The organism is Yersinia ruckeri ATCC 29473 (assembly GCF_000754815.1).
Classification (GTDB): Bacteria; Pseudomonadota; Gammaproteobacteria; order Enterobacterales; family Enterobacteriaceae; genus Yersinia; species Yersinia ruckeri.
Map to the genome: position 1 here is coordinate 1,530,767 of NZ_KN150747.1, position 18,545 is coordinate 1,549,311.

Genomic DNA, 18,545 nt, shown 5'->3' on the forward strand with positions numbered 1-18,545 from the left:
CCTAGAACGATACCGGTTAAAATCCACTCTGTTAATGTCATTTTACGTTTCCTTTTTATTCTCTATATACAGGTTTCTTTACTCAATAACGGTGTTACTTCTTTTATTTTTGACGTCAGGAACTAAAAAAAATAGTCAGCCGAAGTGGTTATTCGGAGAAATTAAACGCGTGGAACCGTGATAGTTTCAGGATCATCATTCTGATCCAGTGGCGGCATAGTATCTTGAATCATCTGCTCGTCAAAACTAGGGTTCAGCGCTGGGGAAAGTGGTGAACTGACCAGACTGTCCGGCATGGCGATATGGGGTACTGGCGCATCGTTAACAAAGTTGGATTCATCTTGTTTTACCGTGCGACTGAGAGAAACCAACGCGACGCCGCATAAAGCAAAGAAGGCGTATAAAATATTACCGCCCAATGGAGCAATCAATGCCCCCACTGCCAATGGCCCAATACTGGCGCCGACACCGAACGACATAAGTAGACAGGCAGCCAGAGAAACCCGTCTTTCGGGTTCAATCATATCGTTTGCCAGCGCGACAACCAGTGGGTACAAGGTGAATTGCAGCATACTGACGACGAATCCCACACCCAATAGCAGATAAAAGGGAATATGTGACCAGATGGCCAGCGGCAGTGCGGTAACAATGAGTAAGGTGGCATTGATACGAATTAACACAGTTCGATTATAACGATCGGACAATCTGCTCAATGGAATCTGTGCCACCAACCCGGCAAAAATAGACAGCGCCATAAACAGCCCGGTTTGCTCAGTTGTTAATGATTGTAGGCTCGAATACACCGGAGCCAGACCGTAGAAAGAGCCGACGATCATGCCGATGACCAGAGTTGAAGCAAGAATCTTCGGAATTGAACCGATAAAGAATTTTAACTCCATGGGGGCTGGAGACATCTGCCGAGCGTTGCTACGGGTAGTGAGAGCCACGGGGACTAGACACAGGGCGAAGAACAGGGCGACAACCATTAATGTACTGATGCTTAAATCAGGTTGCAGCATTAGTACCACCTGGCCTAGGGCCATACCGGCATAAGTCGCCGCCATGTAGAACCCGAATACGGTGCCGCGCTGATTAGATTCCGCTTGATCGTTAAGCCAACTTTCCAACACCATAAACTGACACATCATGCACAGGCCGATAATCAGACGCAGCACCACCCACGCAGGAATAAACTCGGTTAATCCATGACTCAATACTGCCGCAGTAATAATACCGGCACAGGCAACATAGGCACGAATATGCCCAACTCGGGCAATCAAAAAGTGCCCGATTTTCCCACCGATCACCAGACCGATGTAGTTTGCAGCAATAATAGCTCCAATCAATGTGCCTGATACATTAATCGATATCAAACGCAGTGAGATATAGGTTGTTAGCAGGCCTGAACCCAACAACATGAGTACCGTAGCGGTGTAAAGGGGGAAGAATGCATGCAGAATTTTTTTCACTATATCGTCCTGGTTTATCTTTCTGAAAAATTTTTGGTGTACAGACCTGAAAGTTGGACGCGAAACCGCCGGATCGAAGTATGACGTCAAACCAGTCTGTTCAGGTATGGCCTCTCTATAATCAATTTGATGATTTATAAGTTTCTTCGATACTACCAGCTAAGACTGATAGGTAAAGAGCCGTCTGGGCAAGAGCCTTTGAGGTGACATGCGAAACGTCTCGCATCTCTTGGCAGAAGTGCAGCAGAAATTAAGAGAAGTGCTACTATCGGCACTTCAATATTTCATAGAGTAGGGGGCATGATGAGCGAGACGCTATTACGCCAGCTAAGTATCAAGGTCGGTGAGCGGCTTAAGGCCCGTGGAGCATGGGTGACCTGTGCTGAATCTTGTACCGGCGGTTGGATCGCCAAGGTGTTGACTGATGTTGCCGGTAGCTCCGCCTATTTTGATCGCGGCTACGTGACTTATAGCAATAGCGCGAAACATGACCTGCTGAGTGTGGCAGAAGCAACGCTAGATGAGCACGGAGCTGTCAGTGAAGAGGTGGTTCGCGAAATGGCCGTGGGAGCATTACATGCCGCTCAGGCGGATTTCGCCTTATCTGTCAGTGGAATTGCCGGACCTGATGGTGGAACGGCTCATAAACCTGTTGGTACCGTCTGGTTTGGTTTTGCCACAAAGAGTGGTCAGGTGACAGCGCATAAGTGCATTTTTGATGGTAACCGTGATGAAGTACGCTTGCAGGCTGCTGTTTTCGCGTTGCAAACACTATTCGATGACTTTCTGAAAAAATAGGCTTGATACTGTATGATTGTACAGTATAATTGAGCGCAATTTCCTGCACAAAACAACATTCAGTGGCAACGATGAGGGTGACCTTACCTTGCCTGAGAGGGAGTAAAAATGGCTATTGATGAGAACAAACAAAAGGCATTAGCAGCAGCACTGGGCCAAATTGAAAAACAATTCGGCAAGGGCGCAATTATGCGTCTCGGCGAAGACCGCTCAATGGATGTTGAAACCATTTCTACCGGTTCATTGTCTCTGGACATCGCTCTGGGTGCTGGTGGCTTGCCAATGGGGCGTATCGTTGAGATTTATGGCCCTGAATCATCAGGTAAAACAACGCTAACACTACAGGTTATCGCCTCTGCACAGCGTGAAGGCAAAACCTGTGCCTTTATCGATGCTGAGCATGCTCTTGATCCTATCTACGCAAAAAAACTGGGCGTGGATATTGATAATCTGCTTTGTTCTCAACCAGATACGGGTGAGCAGGCGCTGGAAATTTGCGATGCGTTGACCCGTTCTGGCGCGGTAGATGTCATTATCGTTGACTCGGTAGCGGCCTTGACACCAAAAGCTGAAATTGAAGGCGAAATTGGTGATTCTCATATGGGACTTGCCGCTCGTATGATGAGCCAGGCAATGCGTAAGCTCGCCGGTAACCTGAAAAATGCGAATACCTTACTGATTTTCATCAACCAGATTCGTATGAAAATTGGTGTGATGTTTGGTAACCCGGAAACGACTACCGGTGGTAATGCATTGAAATTCTATGCCTCTGTGCGTCTGGATATTCGTCGCATTGGTGCGGTCAAAGAAGGCGATGTTGTGGTTGGTAGTGAAACCCGTGTCAAAGTCGTCAAAAATAAAATTGCTGCGCCGTTTAAACAGGCAGAGTTCCAAATCCTTTACGGAGAAGGCATTAATATTAACGGTGAGTTAGTTGACTTGGGCGTTAAACATAAACTGATTGAGAAAGCGGGTGCATGGTATAGCTACAATGGCGATAAAATTGGTCAGGGTAAAGCTAATGCCAGCAATTATCTGAAAGAAAATCCAGCTATTGCCGCTGATATCGATAAGAAATTGCGCGAGATGCTACTGAGCGGTACTGGTGAGCAAGGTGCAGTAACTCCTGCTGTAGACTTTGCTGATGAAGCCAGCGATGAAACCAGCGAAGAATTTTAAGCTATTGAACCTGAAGCTCGGGCTATATTAGGAATAATATGTCCCCGATAGATTTCGAGTTGCGGCAAGGCGACAATGGAGTGAATCCCCGGGAACTGAGTCCACTAAGTGACTGGGGTGAGTGATGGCAGCCAACACCGCAGCAGCTTGAAAGATTAAGGGGATATTTTGGCTAAAAACGAAACAGAACTACTCACTCGCGCAATGAGATTACTTTCCCAACGTGACCACAGCGAAATAGAACTGCGTCGCAAACTTGCGGCGCAGCCATTTTCAGCTAAAGGGAACTGGGGACGCGGACAAAAAAGATCGCCTTTGGGGATTTGCAGCAATAATGATGGTAATAACGACAGTTGCCATGACAGCAATATTCATAGCGGGCACAACGCGCATGATGCCGCAGAAGACATTGACCTGAAGGCGATCGACGAAATTATTGCTTATTGCTATCAACATAATTGGTTGGATGATGCTCGTTTTGCTACCAGCTACATTAACAGCCGTAGCCGTAAGGGATATGGAGTTCAGCGAATCAGGTCGGAACTGTCACAGAAAGGTATAGAAAAAGAGCTCGCGCAGTCTGCTTTCGAAATAAGTGAGATCGACTGGTGTAAGTTGGCAAAAGATGTCGCCCAGCGCAAATTTGGTGAAACCCTACCTGTCGAATGGAAGGAAAAAGCAAAAGTTCAGCGTTATCTCCTCTATCGTGGCTTCTTTCAAGAAGAAATTCACTCGATTTACAATGATTTTATCGAATGAATGCACGCGGTATTTTACTTCCCTCCGAAGAAAATTTATCTTATTCCCACTTTTTGTTTGTGAGCTGATTTACAGTACTCCCAATTAGGGAGGCGTTATCGGCTCGCAACCTATTCTTTTAGCTTGATTCCGGGACAATTATGAGCAAGAGCACCGCTGAGATCCGTCAAGCGTTTCTCGATTTCTTCCATAGCAAGGGACACCAAGTTGTATCAAGCAGCTCATTGGTTCCTAACAATGACCCGACATTGTTGTTTACCAATGCCGGGATGAACCAATTCAAAGATGTTTTCCTCGGTCTGGATAAACGTGCTTACACGCGTGCAACCACCTCCCAACGTTGCGTACGCGCAGGCGGGAAACACAATGATCTAGAAAATGTCGGTTATACCGCACGCCATCATACTTTCTTCGAAATGTTGGGTAACTTTAGCTTCGGCGATTACTTTAAACATGACGCAATTAACTTTGCGTGGGAACTGCTGACGAGCGAAAAATGGTTCAATCTACCGAAAGAGAAACTGTGGGTTACCGTTTACGAAACCGATGATGAAGCTTACGACATCTGGGCTAACGACGTTGGAGTGCCGCGTGAGCGCATTATCCGTATCGGAGATAAAGGTGCGGCCTTTGCGTCTGATAACTTTTGGCAGATGGGTGATACCGGACCATGTGGCCCATGCAGCGAGATTTTCTACGATCATGGCGATCATATCTGGGGGGGGCCTCCGGGTTCTGCCGAAGAAGATGGCGATCGTTATATTGAGATCTGGAATATCGTCTTTATGCAATTCAACCGTCAGTCAGATGGCACTATGTTGCCGCTGCCGAAGCCATCCGTTGATACCGGCATGGGGTTGGAGCGTATAGCCGCTGTATTACAGCATGTTAATACTAACTATGAGATTGACCTGTTCCGCGATTTGATTACTGCGGTTGCAGACGTCACTGGTGCGAGCGATCTCAGCAGTAAATCACTGCGCGTGATTGCCGATCATATCCGTTCTTGTGCATTCCTGATTTCCGACGGCGTTATCCCATCAAATGAAGGCCGTGGCTACGTGCTGCGTCGCATTATTCGTCGTGCTATTCGTCACGGAAATATTCTGGGTGCGAAAGAAACTTTCTTCTACAAACTTGTTGCGCCATTAATCACCGTTATGGGGCCCGCTGCGGATGAGCTGAAGCAGCAACAGGCAATGGTTGAGCAAGTTCTGAAAACGGAAGAAGAACAGTTCGCCCGTACATTGGAACGCGGTCTGGCGCTGTTGGACGAAGAATTAAGTCAACTGACCGGCGATACGTTGGACGGCGAAACGGCATTTCGCTTGTATGATACCTACGGTTTCCCGGTTGATTTAACCGCAGACGTTTGCCGAGAGCGCAATCTGAAGGTTGATGAAGCTGGTTTTGAGCAGGCAATGGAAGCTCAACGCCGTCGGGCTCGTGAATCGAGCGGTTTCGGTGCTGACTATAACAGCCTAATTCGTGTTGATACTGCCAGCGAATTCTTGGGCTATGACCACATAGAGCAGCAGGCGACTGTGATCGCGTTGTTCCGCAATGGCGAAGCTGTTGACGAAGTCCATACCGGTGAAGATGCCGTTGTGGTGCTGAATCAGACACCATTCTACGGTGAGTCAGGCGGTCAGGTTGGCGACGAAGGCGTATTGAAAAGTGCAATGGCCGATTTTATTGTGTCTGACACACAGAAATACGGTCAGGCTATTGGCCATTTAGGCCAACTGTCACGAGGCATTTTGCGTGTTAACGATAGCGTTGATGCTGTTGTTGATAGCATGCGTCGTAACCGCATCCGATTGAACCACTCTGCAACCCATTTATTACATGCTGCATTGCGTAAAACTCTGGGCGAACATGTGGCTCAGAAAGGTTCATTGGTTAACGACAAATATCTGCGTTTTGATTTCTCTCATTTTGAAGCCATGAAACCAGAACAAATTCGTCAGGTTGAAGATCTGGTGAATGCGCAAATTCGTCGTAATTTGCCAATCCAAACCGAACTCATGGAGTTGGATGAAGCAAAAGAGAAAGGGGCGATGGCACTGTTTGGCGAGAAATATGACGACCAGGTTCGTGTGTTGACCATGGGTGATTTTTCTACGGAACTTTGCGGCGGTATTCATGCCAACCGTACTGGTGACATTGGCTTATTCCGTATTCTGACCGAGTCTGGTACTGCGGCAGGCATTCGTCGTATCGAAGCTGTAACCGGCGAAGGTGCTATGGCGTTGCTTCATCAGCAAAGCGATCTGTTACAGAATATTGCTCACTTGGTAAAAGGTGACAGCAATAATCTGACTGATAAAATCCGTACGGTACTGGATCGCAGCAAGGCACTGGAAAGAGAGCTACAACAGCTTAAAGACCAGCAAGCAGCACAAGAAAGTGCTTCATTGTCAGCCAGTGCTAAACAGGTGAATGGCGTGAAACTGTTGGTCAGCCGGTTGGATAATGTTGAAGCCAAGATGCTGCGTACCATGGTTGATGATCTGAAAAACCAGTTGGGTTCTGCCATTATTGTTCTGGCGACAACGGCAGATGATAAGGTGAGTCTGATTGTCGGCGTTACTAAAGATCTGACCAACCGAGTTAAAGCAGGTGAGTTGATTGCAGATATCGCCCAAAAAGTGGGTGGGAAAGGCGGTGGACGCCCTGACATGGCTCAGGCTGGCGGTACTGATGTGCAGGCTTTGCCATCGGCGCTGGCTAGTGTAGAGGCGTGGGTCGCATCTCGGCTGTAAGCATGCAATGGTCGTGTAAAATAAATACGCCATACCCCAAAAATAGAGTGTGGCGTTTTTCAAGTTTCTTGTCATAACTTGGTTACAAAGTTAAACGCAAAATTGTTCGTGTCGTCTAAACTTGTATTAGTTAGGCACGCGACCAAGCTACTTACATTTTATGTAGGGGCGATGGCTTACGTTTTCACGGTGTATGATGGATAATGGCGGGGAAACTGAGAGACCCGACTCTTAAAATTTTTCAAGGAGCAAAGAATGCTTATTCTGACTCGTCGAGTTGGTGAAACACTCATGATTGGCGATGAGGTTACGGTTACTGTATTAGGAGTTAAAGGCAACCAGGTTCGAATTGGTGTAAATGCTCCGAAAGAAGTTTCTGTTCACCGTGAAGAAATCTACCAACGTATTCAAGCAGAGAAGTCTCAACCGACGACTTACTGATATTGAAGCAGCGTCTCGCGATATGCGAGGCGCTACTGCTTTACCTTTTCCCTCTATTCTTTCTGTCACTTCTTGTTTTCTTGGTGCTATTTCCTCTGTATTTCCTTTGCTTCAGACCCGCTCGATAATATTTCTTCATTTGTCAGCTATATCTATTTGGATGAGAGTCTGTTCTTGCCTGTTGATAAAATACTCTTTTCGATGGCAAATTGCTCATCTTGGCTGCGAATCGTCCAAGTGAGCGTTAGTTGGGAAAAATTGTTTGACTTATAAGTGCGAGAAAGTAATATGTGCGCCACGCAGTGCCGATGAGCTTCTTTAAAAGCAAGTTAGGCACAATTCGAAAGAAGCGTATGGTGAGGTGGCCGAGAGGCTGAAGGCGCTCCCCTGCTAAGGGAGTATACGGTCAAAAGCTGTATCGAGGGTTCGAATCCCTCCCTCACCGCCATTTACTATGCACCCATAGCTCAGCTGGATAGAGTACTCGGCTACGAACCGAGCGGTCGGAAGTTCGAATCTTCCTGGGTGCACCATATTTTGCAGTATGGTGAAATAGTTAAATGAACGTCAGATAGTATCAGAGATCTATTTGCACCCATAGCTCAGCTGGATAGAGTACTCGGCTACGAACCGAGCGGTCGGAAGTTCGAATCTTCCTGGGTGCACCATCTTTGTTGTTATAGTTTCACTCAGTGAAACACCTCGTAGTAAAAAATCAAACGCACCCATAGCTCAGCTGGATAGAGTACTCGGCTACGAACCGAGCGGTCGGAAGTTCGAATCTTCCTGGGTGCACCATATTAAGAAACCTCGCTTCTGCGGGGTTTTCTGCTTTTAGCGGTATCCTAATGACACTTGCTACGAACCGAGTGGTCGGAAGTTCGAGCCGAGCGTAGCGAGACAACGTTGCTTTAGCAACGGCCCGAAGGGCGAGGCGCTAGCCGAGTCATCTTCCTGGGTGCACCATATTAAGAAACCTCGCTTCTGCGGGGTTTTCTGCTTTATGAGCTTCAAGCGATCTTTTGCATCAAGATCTACGCTGAATGATCAATTCCCTTCATCTGCAATTCTCGTTTTTCTGGTTAAACCGTAATAGGTCCGTTTGTTATCTTGGTTGAACATTACCCATAAACTATTCATGCCATTATTCCGACTGAGTTAATGCCATCACTTAAATCACACGCATGACCGTCATCATGGGAAAACGTTAGCGATACGCGTCACCAATGCGTCAGTGTACTTTTGGCAAATGTAGCCGATGCGGGTATGAGGTTGGTGAGCATGTAGTCTCACAGTGAATAAAACCGCATAGACAGTGATTAGTGCAGGTTTTGCTGCTGATTGCAGTCGCGTCTGGTAGCCCGGGAGATAGCAAAGTAAAACGAGGTGACGATAAACTGTCCCTCATTCGCGATGACGCGGTTTTCTGAATAATTTATCTTTCCCATTTAATTGATTTCTTTAGGTTCACGGAATAACCACTTTAAGTGGGAATTATAATATTATTGTTTAAATACAATTAGTTATACAGTGAGCGACAATTTGGACGGTTTGCGATAAAGTAGCTTTTCCTTTTCTCAATGATCCTGGGATAACGATGTACGATCGCTACGAAGGCTTGATCTTTGATATGGACGGCACGATTTTGGATACCGAATCGACCCATCGTCGTGCGTGGTGCCAAGTATTGATGCCTCATGGTATTCAATTTGATGAGCAGGTAATGGTTGCCTTAAACGGATCACCAACCTGGTTTATTGCTAAGACGATAATCGATAATCACCGGTTAGATCTGGATCCCCATCATTTAGCGGCAAAAAAGACCGCGGCTGTTACCGCGATGCTTATGGATAATGTGAGACCCCTGCCGCTGATTGACGTGGTTAAGGCTTATCATGGGCGTAGACCTATGGCTGTGGGCACTGGGAGTGAGCACAGTATGGCTGAGGCGCTTTTACGCCATCTTGGATTACGACATTACTTCGATGTGATTGTCGCTGCGGATGATGTTACGAAGCATAAGCCGGAGCCAGATACCTTTTTACGCTGTGCCGAGCTACTTGGCATCGCGCCAATGCGCTGCGTGGTATTTGAAGACGCTGATTTCGGCATAGAAGCGGCAAAACGGGCGAATATGGACGTGGTGGATGTCCGCTTGCTGTGAGTAGCATACTGGCGGTAGCAACTTTGTTTGGCAGCAGTTTTCTCAGCGCGACGCTTTTGCCTGGCAGTTCTGAAATTCTATTAGTGACCTTGCTAACTGCTGGCAGTGCGCCCACGGTAATTTTGTTGTTATCTGCAACTCTAGGTAATACGTTGGGTGGCTTAACAAATGTAGTTATAGGGCGTTTTTTACCGGAGTTAAAACCGCAGCGTGGGCTGAATATGACGTTGGGCTGGCTCCAGCGCTTTGGCCCAGCAGCACTATTGCTGAGTTGGTTACCGGTAGTTGGCGATTTGATGTGTGTGTTGGCAGGTTGGCTACGTATGCCCTGGGCTCCAGTGGTTTTTTTTCTTTGTGTGGGAAAAGCTTTGCGTTACATCGTATTAACGGTGCTAACGCTGGAAGGTATCGCCTTGTGGCAATAAAGATGTGGCGGTTTACGTAGTCACATTGGCGTAGTTTCAGTATGCTGACGAGTTATGGTTTTTAACTGCGGGAGGTCGATTTGATCCCGGATGTATCACAGGCGCTAACTTGGTTGGAAGCGCATCCAAAAGCATTAAAAGGAATCCGCCGCGGTATTGAGCGGGAAACATTGCGTGTCACCGCAGATGGCCAATTGGCTGCGACGAGCCACCCTGAATCACTTGGGGCGGCGTTAACACATCAATGGATCACCACCGACTTTGCCGAAGCGCTGTTAGAGTTTATTACTCCAGTTGACGGCGATATCGATCATTTGCTGGCTTTTTTACACGACATTCATCGCTACACGACTCGTAAACTGGGTGACCAGCGTATGTGGCCGCTCAGTATGCCGTGTTTTATCGGTGCAGAGCAGGACATTGAGTTGGCCAAATATGGCTCGTCCAACATGGGTCGATTCAAGACACTGTACCGTGAGGGTTTGAAAAACCGTTATGGTGCATTGATGCAGACCATTTCTGGCGTGCATTACAATTTCTCCCTGCCAATTGAGTTCTGGCAGGCTTGGGCGGGCGTAGAAGATGAACAAAGTGGCAAAGAAGAGATTTCGGCTGGTTATTTCCGTCTGATCCGCAACTATTACCGCTTTGGCTGGGTGATTCCGTATCTGTTTGGTGCTTCACCAGCAATTTGCTCTTCATTCCTACAGGGGAGAGAAACCTCGTTGCCGTTCGAGCGTAATGACAATGGCATGTGTTATTTACCTTATGCCACTTCGTTGCGTTTAAGTGACTTGGGCTATACCAATAAATCACAAAGTAATTTAGGCATTACTTTTAATGACCTGAACACTTATGTGGATGGGTTGAAGCGTGCGATTCATACGCCATCGGAAGAATATGCGGCTTTGGGTGTAAAAGATGGCGATCGTTACTTACAGCTCAACAGCAATGTGCTGCAAATCGAAAATGAGCTGTATGCACCAATCCGACCAAAGCGTGTCACTAAATCCGGTGAGTCACCTTCGGATGCCTTACTGCGTGGTGGGATCGAATATATCGAAGTGCGCTCGTTAGATATCAACCCGTTCTCGCCAATTGGTGTGGATGCAGTTCAAGCCCGTTTCCTCGATCTGTTCCTGATCTGGTGTGTGCTGGCTGATGCGCCGGAAATGAGCAGTGACGAGTTGCTGTGTACCCGTAAAAACTGGAATCGTGTGATTCTGGAAGGGCGTAAGCCGGGGCAGACGATTGGTATCGGCTGCGATAGCACCCGTGAACCTCTGGAAACGGTCGGTAAAGCCTTATTCGATGATTTACGCCGTGTGGCGGAAGTGTTGGATGGGAAAGATAGCCGAGCGTATCAGGATGTTTGTGATCAGTTGGTGGCTTCTTTCGATAACCCTGAACTGACGTTCTCTGCCCGAATTTTGCAGGAGATGAAAGAAAAAGGCATCAGCGGTGTCGGGCTTGAGCTAGCTGAACGTTATCGTGAAATGTTGTGCAGTGAACCGTTGGAAATACTAACGGAAGAACAATTGGCAATAGAGCGTGATGCTTCCTGGATTCGTCAAGATGAGCTGGAACATGGCGATGAGCTAAGCTTTGAGGAGTATCTGGCGATACATGCAGGTCGTTAGAAAAAGAAAAGGCCACAATCAATGTGGCCAAATAACATCACTGTAGACAGGGATGATGATAACAAATGCGCGTCTTTCACTTATTAAGACGGCGGTGATCTGAATAAGTTTCATTGGTTCGAAAAAAAATTCTTCTATAAGAAATAATTTTTTTGAGGAGGTAACACCATGCCATTATTAGATAGTTTTACAGTTGACCACACCATCATGAATGCGCCAGCTGTTCGCGTGGCTAAAACCATGAAAACCCCTCATGGTGATGAAATTACCGTATTTGATTTGCGTTTTTGTAAGCCAAATGAAGAGATTTTGCCGGAAAAGGGCATTCATACTCTGGAGCACTTATTCGCCGGCTTTATGCGTGATCATCTGAACGGTAGTGGGGTCGAAATTATCGATATTTCCCCAATGGGCTGCCGTACTGGTTTTTATATGAGCCTGATTGGAAAGCCTGATGAGCAACGTGTGGCGAAGGCGTGGAAAGCGGCAATGGACGATGTGTTAAAAGTTACTGATCAGCGTAAAATCCCTGAGCTGAATGAATATCAGTGCGGCACATACCATATGCACTCGTTGGAGGAAGCGCAGCAAATCGCTAAAAATATTATTGAGCGTGGCGTCGGCGTGAACCACAACGATGATTTGGCATTACCGAAAGAAAAATTGGCGGCATTGCATATTTAGTCCGATTGACATTAGCGGAAAAAAGACGCGAGAGCGTCTCAGACTGCGATCTCTGGTGGGGAAAACCGGTAGAAGAGTCAAGCGTCCGCGCCAGGGATGGCGCGGAACGAGCCTACAAGGACGTATTCACGGCGTCTTGACGATCTGCCGGTTTTCACCGCAGCTAGCACTTCGTCATTAACCTCAGACGCGAGAGCGTCTTTTTTATTGGCTGAAGAAAGCGAGTCCGTCTTTATTCTTGCGGATGGAGGGACGAATGTGGATGATCAATTGGCGTCACTCTAACCCGCTTAATCATGTTGTCCTGCACATCCAGCACTTCAATTTCGTAATGACCGATACGTACCTGAGCATTAACCTGAGGAATGTCTTCCAGCGTTTCCAGCAGCATGCCGTTAATGGTGCGGGCATCGACAGGCAGCGACCAGTTAAAGGCTTTATTGAGTTCGCGGACGTTGGCTGTACCATCAATAATTACCGAGCCATCGCTCTGCGGATTGACCTCTTCCGCCAGCGTTGGTGACATGGAGGTGGTGAAATCACCGACAATCTCTTCCAGAATATCCTCAACGGTAACCAACCCTTGGATATCGCCGTATTCGTCAACAATCATGCCCACTTTTTCTTTATTACGCTGGAACTTAACCAGTTGAACGTTGAGCGGCGTACCTTCTGGGATAAAGTAGATTTCATCAGCAGCACGTAACAGATTTTCTTTATTAAACTCTTTTTTCTCGGTCATCAATCGATAGGCTTCCCGCACTCGCAACATCCCGATAGCGTCATCCAGAGATTGTCGATACAGCACAATGCGGCCATGAGGCGAATGTGTTAGTTGGCGCATGATAGACTTCCAGTCATCATTAATATCAATGCCTACCACTTCATTACGTGGAACCATAATGTCGCTCACTGTGACCTTTTCCAGATCCAGTACTGATATCAACATGTCTTGATTGCGGCGAGAAATCTGCGAGTGGGATTCATTCACGATGGAGCGCAATTCGTCTTTGCTTACCGCATCACTGGTATGCACATTCCCTTTGATTCCACATAACCGCATCAGCAGGCGGGTAATCGAATTCAGCAACCAAACCAGCGGCAGCATGATTTTCTGTAATGGTGCCAACAGCACGCTACTGGGAAATGCCACCCGTTCAGGATAGAGCGCGGCAATAGTTTTTGGCATAACTTCAGCAAAAATCAAAACCATAAAGGTCAGGACACCGGTGGCAATGGCGACACCAGCGTTACCATATAAACGGATGCCGACAATAGTCGCAAGCGCAGATGCCAGAATATTGACCAGATTATTGCCAATCAAGACCAAGCTAATCAGCCTATCTGGACGGCGCAATAGTTTTTCTACCCGACGAGCAGCACGGTTCCCCTGCTTGGCCAAATGGCGGAGACGATAGCGATTCAGCGTCATCATGCTGGTTTCTGAGGCAGAGAAGTAGGCTGACACTACGATCATAATGATTAAGATAATGATAAGTGTACTAGTTGAGACCTGGTCCAACGCAATATTCCTTATAGCGATAGATGAAGGTTCCTGTCAGGGCAACAGGAACCTCGCTGACGGTTGCTAGTGAACCATGACTTCTTGCAGCAGGCGGCTGCCAAAATAAGCCAGAGTGAGCAAAAATGCGCCAGCAAAGCTGAACCAGACGACACGGCGTCCACGCCAGCCTTCATGATAGTGGCCCCACAATAAAATAATGTAGACAAACCAAGCCATGATCGACAGGACGGCTTTATGGATATTTTCTTTGCTGAATAAATTATCCATATAAAGCAAACCAGTGCAGAGTGTCAGTGTCAGCAGTACTACGCCAATTTGCGTAATGTGGAACATTTTACGCTCAATACTCATCAGCGGTGGCATATCGGCAGTGAATGTCAGCTTCTTGTTTTTCAGTAAATAATCCAGCCAAGCCAACTGCAACGCATACAGTGCAGCAATAATCAGCGTAGCGTAACCCAATAGTGCTAACCCAATGTGGATAAACAACGCTGGGCTACCTTCCAGATGAGTGATAAATTCGCCTGGCATCAGACTGGCCAAAGCCAGATTGATCATGGCGAAGCTGTAGACAATCGGCAGCAAGAACCAACCACGCCCACGAGAAGCAACGAAAGTCATGATCGAACAGATCATCAAACCAACAATAGAACCGATATTCAGCAGGGTTAGGTTTTGGCCATCGCCAACATCAAATATTTGATGTTTCAATGCGATACCGTGGCAAAAGAGTGCCACAACGGCAGAAACCAGAGCCAGTCGTCGGTAAGCGTTGCTCTTCCTCACCAAACTGGGAATAATCAGCCCCAGACTGAGTAAATAGGCAATCAAAGCCAAAATAGAGAACACGGGCATAACGGTTATATAGACATCGGCTGAGTGAATTAGATAGCCAGTATAGCCTTAGCCGCGCCACGCTCCAACCGTTCTCCTACGTGAAGGCAGAGATCGTGCGAGAGCTTCGTGTTATAATCCCATCAATTGTGTCGCCCGGGCGGCCTGTTTCCACGTTGAGCATGAGACGATGTTTGAGAACTTAACCGATCGATTATCGCGCACACTGCGTAATATCAGCGGCCGTGGCCGGCTGACAGAAGAAAATATTAAAGAAACCTTGCGTGAAGTTCGCATGGCTTTGCTTGAGGCTGACGTCGCTTTGCCGGTGGTACGCGACTTTATCAACCGTGTAAAAGAGCGAGCTGTTGGCCATGAGGTCAATAAAAGCCTGACTCCAGGCCAGGAATTCGTAAAAATAGTCAAGAATGAGCTGATCGGCGCGATGGGCGAGGTCAATAACGAGCTCAACCTGGCGGCGCAGCCGCCTGCGGTAGTCTTGATGGCCGGTCTGCAAGGGGCAGGTAAAACGACCAGTGTGGCTAAACTGGGTAAGTTCCTGAAAGAAAAGCATAAGAAAAAAGTGTTGGTGGTGTCTGCTGACGTTTATCGCCCTGCGGCGATTAAACAGTTGGAAACGCTGGCACAGCAGGTTGGCGTTGATTTCTTCCCGTCTGATGTACAGGAAAAACCGATTGATATCGTGAGTCGGGCCTTGCAGCAGGCGAAGCTGAAGTTCTTTGATGTACTGATTGTCGATACCGCTGGTCGTTTGCACGTTGACGAAGCCATGATGGACGAAATCAAACAGATTCACGCCGCGATTAACCCGGTTGAAACGCTGTTTGTTGTCGATGCTATGACTGGTCAGGATGCTGCCAATACCGCTAAGGCGTTTAATGAAGCTTTGCCGCTTACCGGTGTGGTACTAACCAAGGTTGATGGTGATGCGCGTGGCGGTGCGGCTTTATCTATTCGTCATATTACCGGCAAGCCGATTAAATTCCTCGGTGTAGGTGAAAAAACCGAAGCATTAGAGCCTTTCCATCCAGATCGTATCGCCTCACGTATTCTGGGAATGGGGGATGTTCTTTCTCTAATTGAAGATATTGAAAGCAAAGTTGACCGGGCTCAGGCGGAGAAACTGGCAACAAAGCTGAAGAAAGGCGACGGGTTTGACCTGAATGATTTCTTGGATCAGTTAAAACAAATGCGCAATATGGGTGGCATGGCCAGCATGTTGAGTAAGATGCCCGGTGCAGGCCAGTTGCCTGACAACGTGAAATCGCAAATGGATGACAAAGTGACGGTACGGATGGAAGCCATCATTAATTCGATGACGCTGAAAGAACGTGCCAAGCCGGAAATCATCAAAGGTTCTCGTAAGCGCCGTATTGCGGCTGGTTCCGGTATGCAGGTTCAGGATGTGAACCGCCTGCTGAAACAGTTCGATGAAATGCAGCGCATGATGAAGAAAATGAAAAACGGCGGCTTGGCCAAAATGATGCGTGGCATGAAAGGTATGATGCCACCAGGTTTCCCAGGCCGTTAATGCCTTCGTTAACTGCGGTTAATCGTCGCGGTAACAGGGTGATCAATTTCCCGTCGAAAACGGCGGTAAACAATGAAAATTGGGCTCATTGTAAAAGTAGCGGAGAGGAATCTACGCTTTAGATTGCTTTTTGCGCCAAAATGAGTAAAATTTTCGGGCTTTTTATATTGCAACGGAACCCCGTTCCCCGATGGGGTTCCGTTGTTTTATTAACTAAAGAGGATGTTATGGTAACAATTCGTTTGGCTCGTGGCGGCGCTAAAAAGCGTCCGTTCTATCAAGTAGTAGTGACTGACAGCCGTAATGCTCGTGACGGCCGTTTCATCGAACGTGTAGGCTTCTTTAACCCGATCGCATCTGGTCAGGCTGAAGCTCTGCGTTTGGACCTGGACCGTATCGAACATTGGGTAGGCCTGGGTGCAACTGTTTCTGATCGCGTTTCTGCGCTGATCAAAGAAGCTAAGAAAGCAGCTTAATCTGTCGCGGTGGTGGTTATTATGAGCAAACAACTCAATCCAGTGGTTCCCGAGCAGCCGATTGTTCTCGGCAAAATGGGTTCAACTTACGGCATTCGCGGTTGGCTCAGAGTATTTTCATCCACCGAGAACGCCGAAAGTATTTTTGATTACCAACCTTGGTTTATCCAAGTGTCAGGTAAGTGGCAGCATGTCGAGTTGGAAGACTGGAAGCGCCACAGTCAGGATCTGATCATCAAAGTCAAAGACGTTGACGATCGGGATGCGGCGAATCTACTGACTAATTGCGAAATTATTGTAGATTCGAAACAACTACCAGAATTGGACGGTGACGACTACTACTGGAAAGACCTTATGGGTTGCCAGGTAGTGACCACCACCGGCTACGAACTGGGTAAAATCATTGATATGATGGAAACCGGTTCTAACGATGTCATGGTAGTAAAAGCAAACCTGAAAGATGCATTCGGTATGAAGGAGCGGTTGGTCCCGTTTCTTCATGGGCAGGTTATCAAGAATGTCGATCTCACTGCTCAACGTGTTGAAGTAGATTGGGATCCTGGTTTTTGACCTCCGAATTAAACGGTAACGGCGAGTGGAACAAAACAATGTGGATTGGTGTTATTAGCCTGTTTCCTGAGATGTTCCGCGCAATAACCGATTTTGGGGTAACTGGCCGGGCAGTAAAAAATGGCCTGCTGAGCGTGCAGTGTTGGAGTCCTCGTGACTTCACCTACGATCGGCATCGTACCGTGGATGACCGCCCTTACGGCGGTGGCCCGGGAATGCTGATGATGGTGCAACCCTTACGGGAAGCCATTCATGCAGCAAAAGCAGCGGCAGGCGAGGGAGCAAAGGTGATTTATCTGTCACCTCAAGGGCGCAAACTGGACCAACAGGGTGTTTGCGAACTGGCAACGAATCAGAAGATTATTCTGGTGTGTGGCCGATACGAAGGTATAGATGAGCGCGTAATCAAAACCGAAATTGATGAAGAATGGTCAATTGGTGATTACGTTCTCAGTGGCGGTGAACTGCCAGCAATGACGTTGATTGATTCTGTATCCCGCTTTATTCCGGGTGTACTGGGTCATAAAGATTCAGCAGAGGAAGATTCCTTTGCTGATGGATTGCTGGATTGCCCGCACTATACCCGTCCTGAGGTGTTGGAAGGGATGGAGGTTCCGCCGGTATTACTGTCGGGCAACCATGCTGAGATTCGTCGCTGGCGCTTAAAGCAGTCGCTGGGCCGTACCTGGCTTAGAAGACCTGAACTTCTGGAAAGCCTAGCTCTGACTGACGAGCAAATGGTGTTGCTGGCTGAGTTCCGTAAGGAACAAGAGGCCGGAGCGACAGAACTATGAAAGGAACGTTATGCCTTGTGCTAACGATCCTGATATATCAGTTTACCTAGGGTAAGAGACTTATTATGAGCAATATTATCAAGCAAATCGAACAAGAGCAGATGAAGCAAGACGTGCCTGCATTCCGTCCGGGTGATTCCGTGGAAGTTAAGGTATGGGTTGTTGAAGGTTCTAAAAAGCGTCTGCAGGCATTCGAGGGCGTGGTTATCGCTATTCGTAACCGCGGTCTGCATTCTGCGTTCACCGTTCGTAAAATTTCCAACGGCGAAGGTGTTGAGCGTGTATTCCAAACTCACTCCCCAGTAATTGACAGCATTACTGTGAAACGTCGTGGTGCCGTTCGTCAAGCGAAACTGTACTATCTGCGTGAGCGTACTGGTAAGTCTGCTCGTATCAAAGAGCGTCTTAACCGCACTAACTAAGGTATAGCTCAGGCTTCATCCAAAAGTTAATAGTTATGAAGGGGTTAG

General features: G+C 47.5%; 17 protein-coding genes, 4 tRNA genes and 1 other RNA gene. 19 read left to right on the forward strand and 3 right to left on the reverse strand.

The features are described from left to right. Positions 1-161: 161 nt before the first annotated feature. A complete protein-coding gene (locus tag DJ39_RS06795; RefSeq protein WP_004722660.1) occupies positions 162-1,469 on the reverse strand; it encodes an MFS transporter in 1,308 nt (435 codons plus the stop codon). Between the two features lie 303 nt (positions 1,470-1,772). Here DJ39_RS06795 and pncC point away from each other — a divergent pair, with 303 nt between their 5' ends. From pncC to luxS, 14 genes are all read left to right on the forward strand, one after another. Beyond that, positions 1,773-2,267: a nicotinamide-nucleotide amidase gene (gene pncC, locus DJ39_RS06800; RefSeq protein ID WP_038244530.1), complete on the forward strand. Its 495-nt coding sequence runs from the start codon at positions 1,773-1,775 to the stop codon at positions 2,265-2,267. 108 nt (positions 2,268-2,375) lie between these two features. After that, entirely contained in the window at positions 2,376-3,446 is a 1,071-nt protein-coding gene (gene recA, locus DJ39_RS06805) for a recombinase RecA (RefSeq protein WP_004722658.1), read from the forward strand. A 204-nt stretch (positions 3,447-3,650) separates the two neighbouring features. Beyond that, entirely contained in the window at positions 3,651-4,205 is a 555-nt protein-coding gene (recX, locus tag DJ39_RS06810; RefSeq protein WP_004722657.1) for a recombination regulator RecX, read from the forward strand. A 140-nt stretch (positions 4,206-4,345) separates the two neighbouring features. Further along, positions 4,346-6,970 (forward strand): alanine--tRNA ligase, encoded by a 2,625-nt coding sequence (alaS, locus tag DJ39_RS06815; protein WP_004722655.1) that lies wholly within the window; start codon positions 4,346-4,348, stop codon positions 6,968-6,970. Between the two features lie 255 nt (positions 6,971-7,225). Next, a complete protein-coding gene (gene csrA, locus DJ39_RS06820) occupies positions 7,226-7,411 on the forward strand; it encodes a carbon storage regulator CsrA (RefSeq protein ID WP_002209449.1) in 186 nt (61 codons plus the stop codon). A 355-nt stretch (positions 7,412-7,766) separates the two neighbouring features. After that, positions 7,767-7,859: transfer RNA gene (locus tag DJ39_RS06825), tRNA-Ser, on the forward strand. 8 nt (positions 7,860-7,867) lie between these two features. Beyond that, a tRNA-Arg gene (locus DJ39_RS06830) sits at positions 7,868-7,944 on the forward strand. A 58-nt stretch (positions 7,945-8,002) separates the two neighbouring features. Continuing rightward, positions 8,003-8,079: transfer RNA gene (locus DJ39_RS06835), tRNA-Arg, on the forward strand. A 53-nt stretch (positions 8,080-8,132) separates the two neighbouring features. Next, positions 8,133-8,209, forward strand: a tRNA-Arg gene (locus DJ39_RS06840). Positions 8,210-8,252: 43 nt separating this feature from the next. Then, positions 8,253-8,377: non-coding RNA, RtT sRNA (locus DJ39_RS17385), on the forward strand. 631 nt (positions 8,378-9,008) lie between these two features. Further along, positions 9,009-9,575, forward strand: a complete 567-nt coding sequence (yqaB, locus tag DJ39_RS06845) for a fructose-1-phosphate/6-phosphogluconate phosphatase (RefSeq protein WP_004723379.1) — start codon at positions 9,009-9,011, stop codon at positions 9,573-9,575. Then, positions 9,572-10,000 carry a YqaA family protein gene (locus DJ39_RS06850; protein WP_038251270.1) on the forward strand — a complete coding sequence of 143 codons (429 nt, stop codon included), beginning with the start codon at positions 9,572-9,574 and terminating at the stop codon, positions 9,998-10,000. The genes yqaB and DJ39_RS06850 overlap by 4 nt, the downstream gene beginning before the upstream one ends. 80 nt (positions 10,001-10,080) lie before the next feature. After that, positions 10,081-11,640 carry a glutamate--cysteine ligase gene (gshA, locus tag DJ39_RS06855; protein WP_004723377.1) on the forward strand — a complete coding sequence of 520 codons (1,560 nt, stop codon included), beginning with the start codon at positions 10,081-10,083 and terminating at the stop codon, positions 11,638-11,640. 168 nt (positions 11,641-11,808) lie between these two features. After that, a complete protein-coding gene (luxS, locus tag DJ39_RS06860) occupies positions 11,809-12,324 on the forward strand; it encodes an S-ribosylhomocysteine lyase (RefSeq protein WP_004723376.1) in 516 nt (171 codons plus the stop codon). A gap of 232 nt (positions 12,325-12,556) precedes the next feature. On the opposite strand, the gene DJ39_RS06865 is transcribed toward luxS, so the two are convergent. Both DJ39_RS06865 and DJ39_RS06870 read right to left on the reverse strand, forming a co-directional pair. Further along, the gene (locus DJ39_RS06865; RefSeq protein ID WP_038244519.1) at positions 12,557-13,846 is read right to left on the reverse strand and encodes an HlyC/CorC family transporter; all 1,290 of its coding nucleotides are present in this window, start codon (positions 13,844-13,846) and stop codon (positions 12,557-12,559) included. Positions 13,847-13,912: 66 nt separating this feature from the next. Further along, entirely contained in the window at positions 13,913-14,704 is a 792-nt protein-coding gene (locus DJ39_RS06870) for a cytochrome C assembly family protein (RefSeq protein WP_038244517.1), read from the reverse strand. A 169-nt stretch (positions 14,705-14,873) separates the two neighbouring features. Between DJ39_RS06870 and ffh the strand changes: the two genes are divergently transcribed. The 5 genes from ffh to rplS all read left to right on the forward strand — a co-directional run bounded on the left by ffh (position 14,874) and on the right by rplS (position 18,497). Continuing rightward, positions 14,874-16,235: a signal recognition particle protein gene (gene ffh / locus DJ39_RS06875; protein ID WP_004723085.1), complete on the forward strand. Its 1,362-nt coding sequence runs from the start codon at positions 14,874-14,876 to the stop codon at positions 16,233-16,235. A gap of 227 nt (positions 16,236-16,462) precedes the next feature. Next, positions 16,463-16,711 (forward strand): 30S ribosomal protein S16, encoded by a 249-nt coding sequence (gene rpsP, locus DJ39_RS06880; protein WP_004723087.1) that lies wholly within the window; start codon positions 16,463-16,465, stop codon positions 16,709-16,711. 21 nt (positions 16,712-16,732) lie between these two features. Continuing rightward, positions 16,733-17,281, forward strand: a complete 549-nt coding sequence (gene rimM, locus DJ39_RS06885; RefSeq protein WP_038244514.1) for a ribosome maturation factor RimM — start codon at positions 16,733-16,735, stop codon at positions 17,279-17,281. 38 nt (positions 17,282-17,319) lie between these two features. Continuing rightward, positions 17,320-18,075, forward strand: a complete 756-nt coding sequence (gene trmD, locus DJ39_RS06890; protein ID WP_004723089.1) for a tRNA (guanosine(37)-N1)-methyltransferase TrmD — start codon at positions 17,320-17,322, stop codon at positions 18,073-18,075. Between the two features lie 65 nt (positions 18,076-18,140). Further along, on the forward strand, positions 18,141-18,497 hold the full coding sequence (rplS, locus tag DJ39_RS06895) for a 50S ribosomal protein L19 (RefSeq protein ID WP_004393427.1): 357 nt from the start codon (positions 18,141-18,143) through the stop codon (positions 18,495-18,497). Positions 18,498-18,545: the final 48 nt, after the last annotated feature.

What these genes read in the sequence shown, in the direction of transcription:
- pncC (WP_038244530.1), top strand. Translation starts at nt 1,773, where the DNA reads ATGAGCGAGACGCTATTACGCCAGCTAAGTATCAAGGTCGGTGAGCGG.
- recA (WP_004722658.1), top strand. Translation starts at nt 2,376, where the DNA reads ATGGCTATTGATGAGAACAAACAAAAGGCATTAGCAGCAGCACTGGGC.
- recX (WP_004722657.1), top strand. Translation starts at nt 3,651, where the DNA reads ATGAGATTACTTTCCCAACGTGACCACAGCGAAATAGAACTGCGTCGC.
- alaS (WP_004722655.1), top strand. Translation starts at nt 4,346, where the DNA reads ATGAGCAAGAGCACCGCTGAGATCCGTCAAGCGTTTCTCGATTTCTTC.
- csrA (WP_002209449.1), top strand. Translation starts at nt 7,226, where the DNA reads ATGCTTATTCTGACTCGTCGAGTTGGTGAAACACTCATGATTGGCGAT.
- yqaB (WP_004723379.1), top strand. Translation starts at nt 9,009, where the DNA reads ATGTACGATCGCTACGAAGGCTTGATCTTTGATATGGACGGCACGATT.
- luxS (WP_004723376.1), top strand. Translation starts at nt 11,809, where the DNA reads ATGCCATTATTAGATAGTTTTACAGTTGACCACACCATCATGAATGCG.
- DJ39_RS06870 (WP_038244517.1), bottom strand. Translation starts at nt 14,704, where the DNA reads ATGCCCGTGTTCTCTATTTTGGCTTTGATTGCCTATTTACTCAGTCTG.
- ffh (WP_004723085.1), top strand. Translation starts at nt 14,874, where the DNA reads ATGTTTGAGAACTTAACCGATCGATTATCGCGCACACTGCGTAATATC.
- rpsP (WP_004723087.1), top strand. Translation starts at nt 16,463, where the DNA reads ATGGTAACAATTCGTTTGGCTCGTGGCGGCGCTAAAAAGCGTCCGTTC.
- rimM (WP_038244514.1), top strand. Translation starts at nt 16,733, where the DNA reads ATGAGCAAACAACTCAATCCAGTGGTTCCCGAGCAGCCGATTGTTCTC.
- trmD (WP_004723089.1), top strand. Translation starts at nt 17,320, where the DNA reads ATGTGGATTGGTGTTATTAGCCTGTTTCCTGAGATGTTCCGCGCAATA.
- rplS (WP_004393427.1), top strand. Translation starts at nt 18,141, where the DNA reads ATGAGCAATATTATCAAGCAAATCGAACAAGAGCAGATGAAGCAAGAC.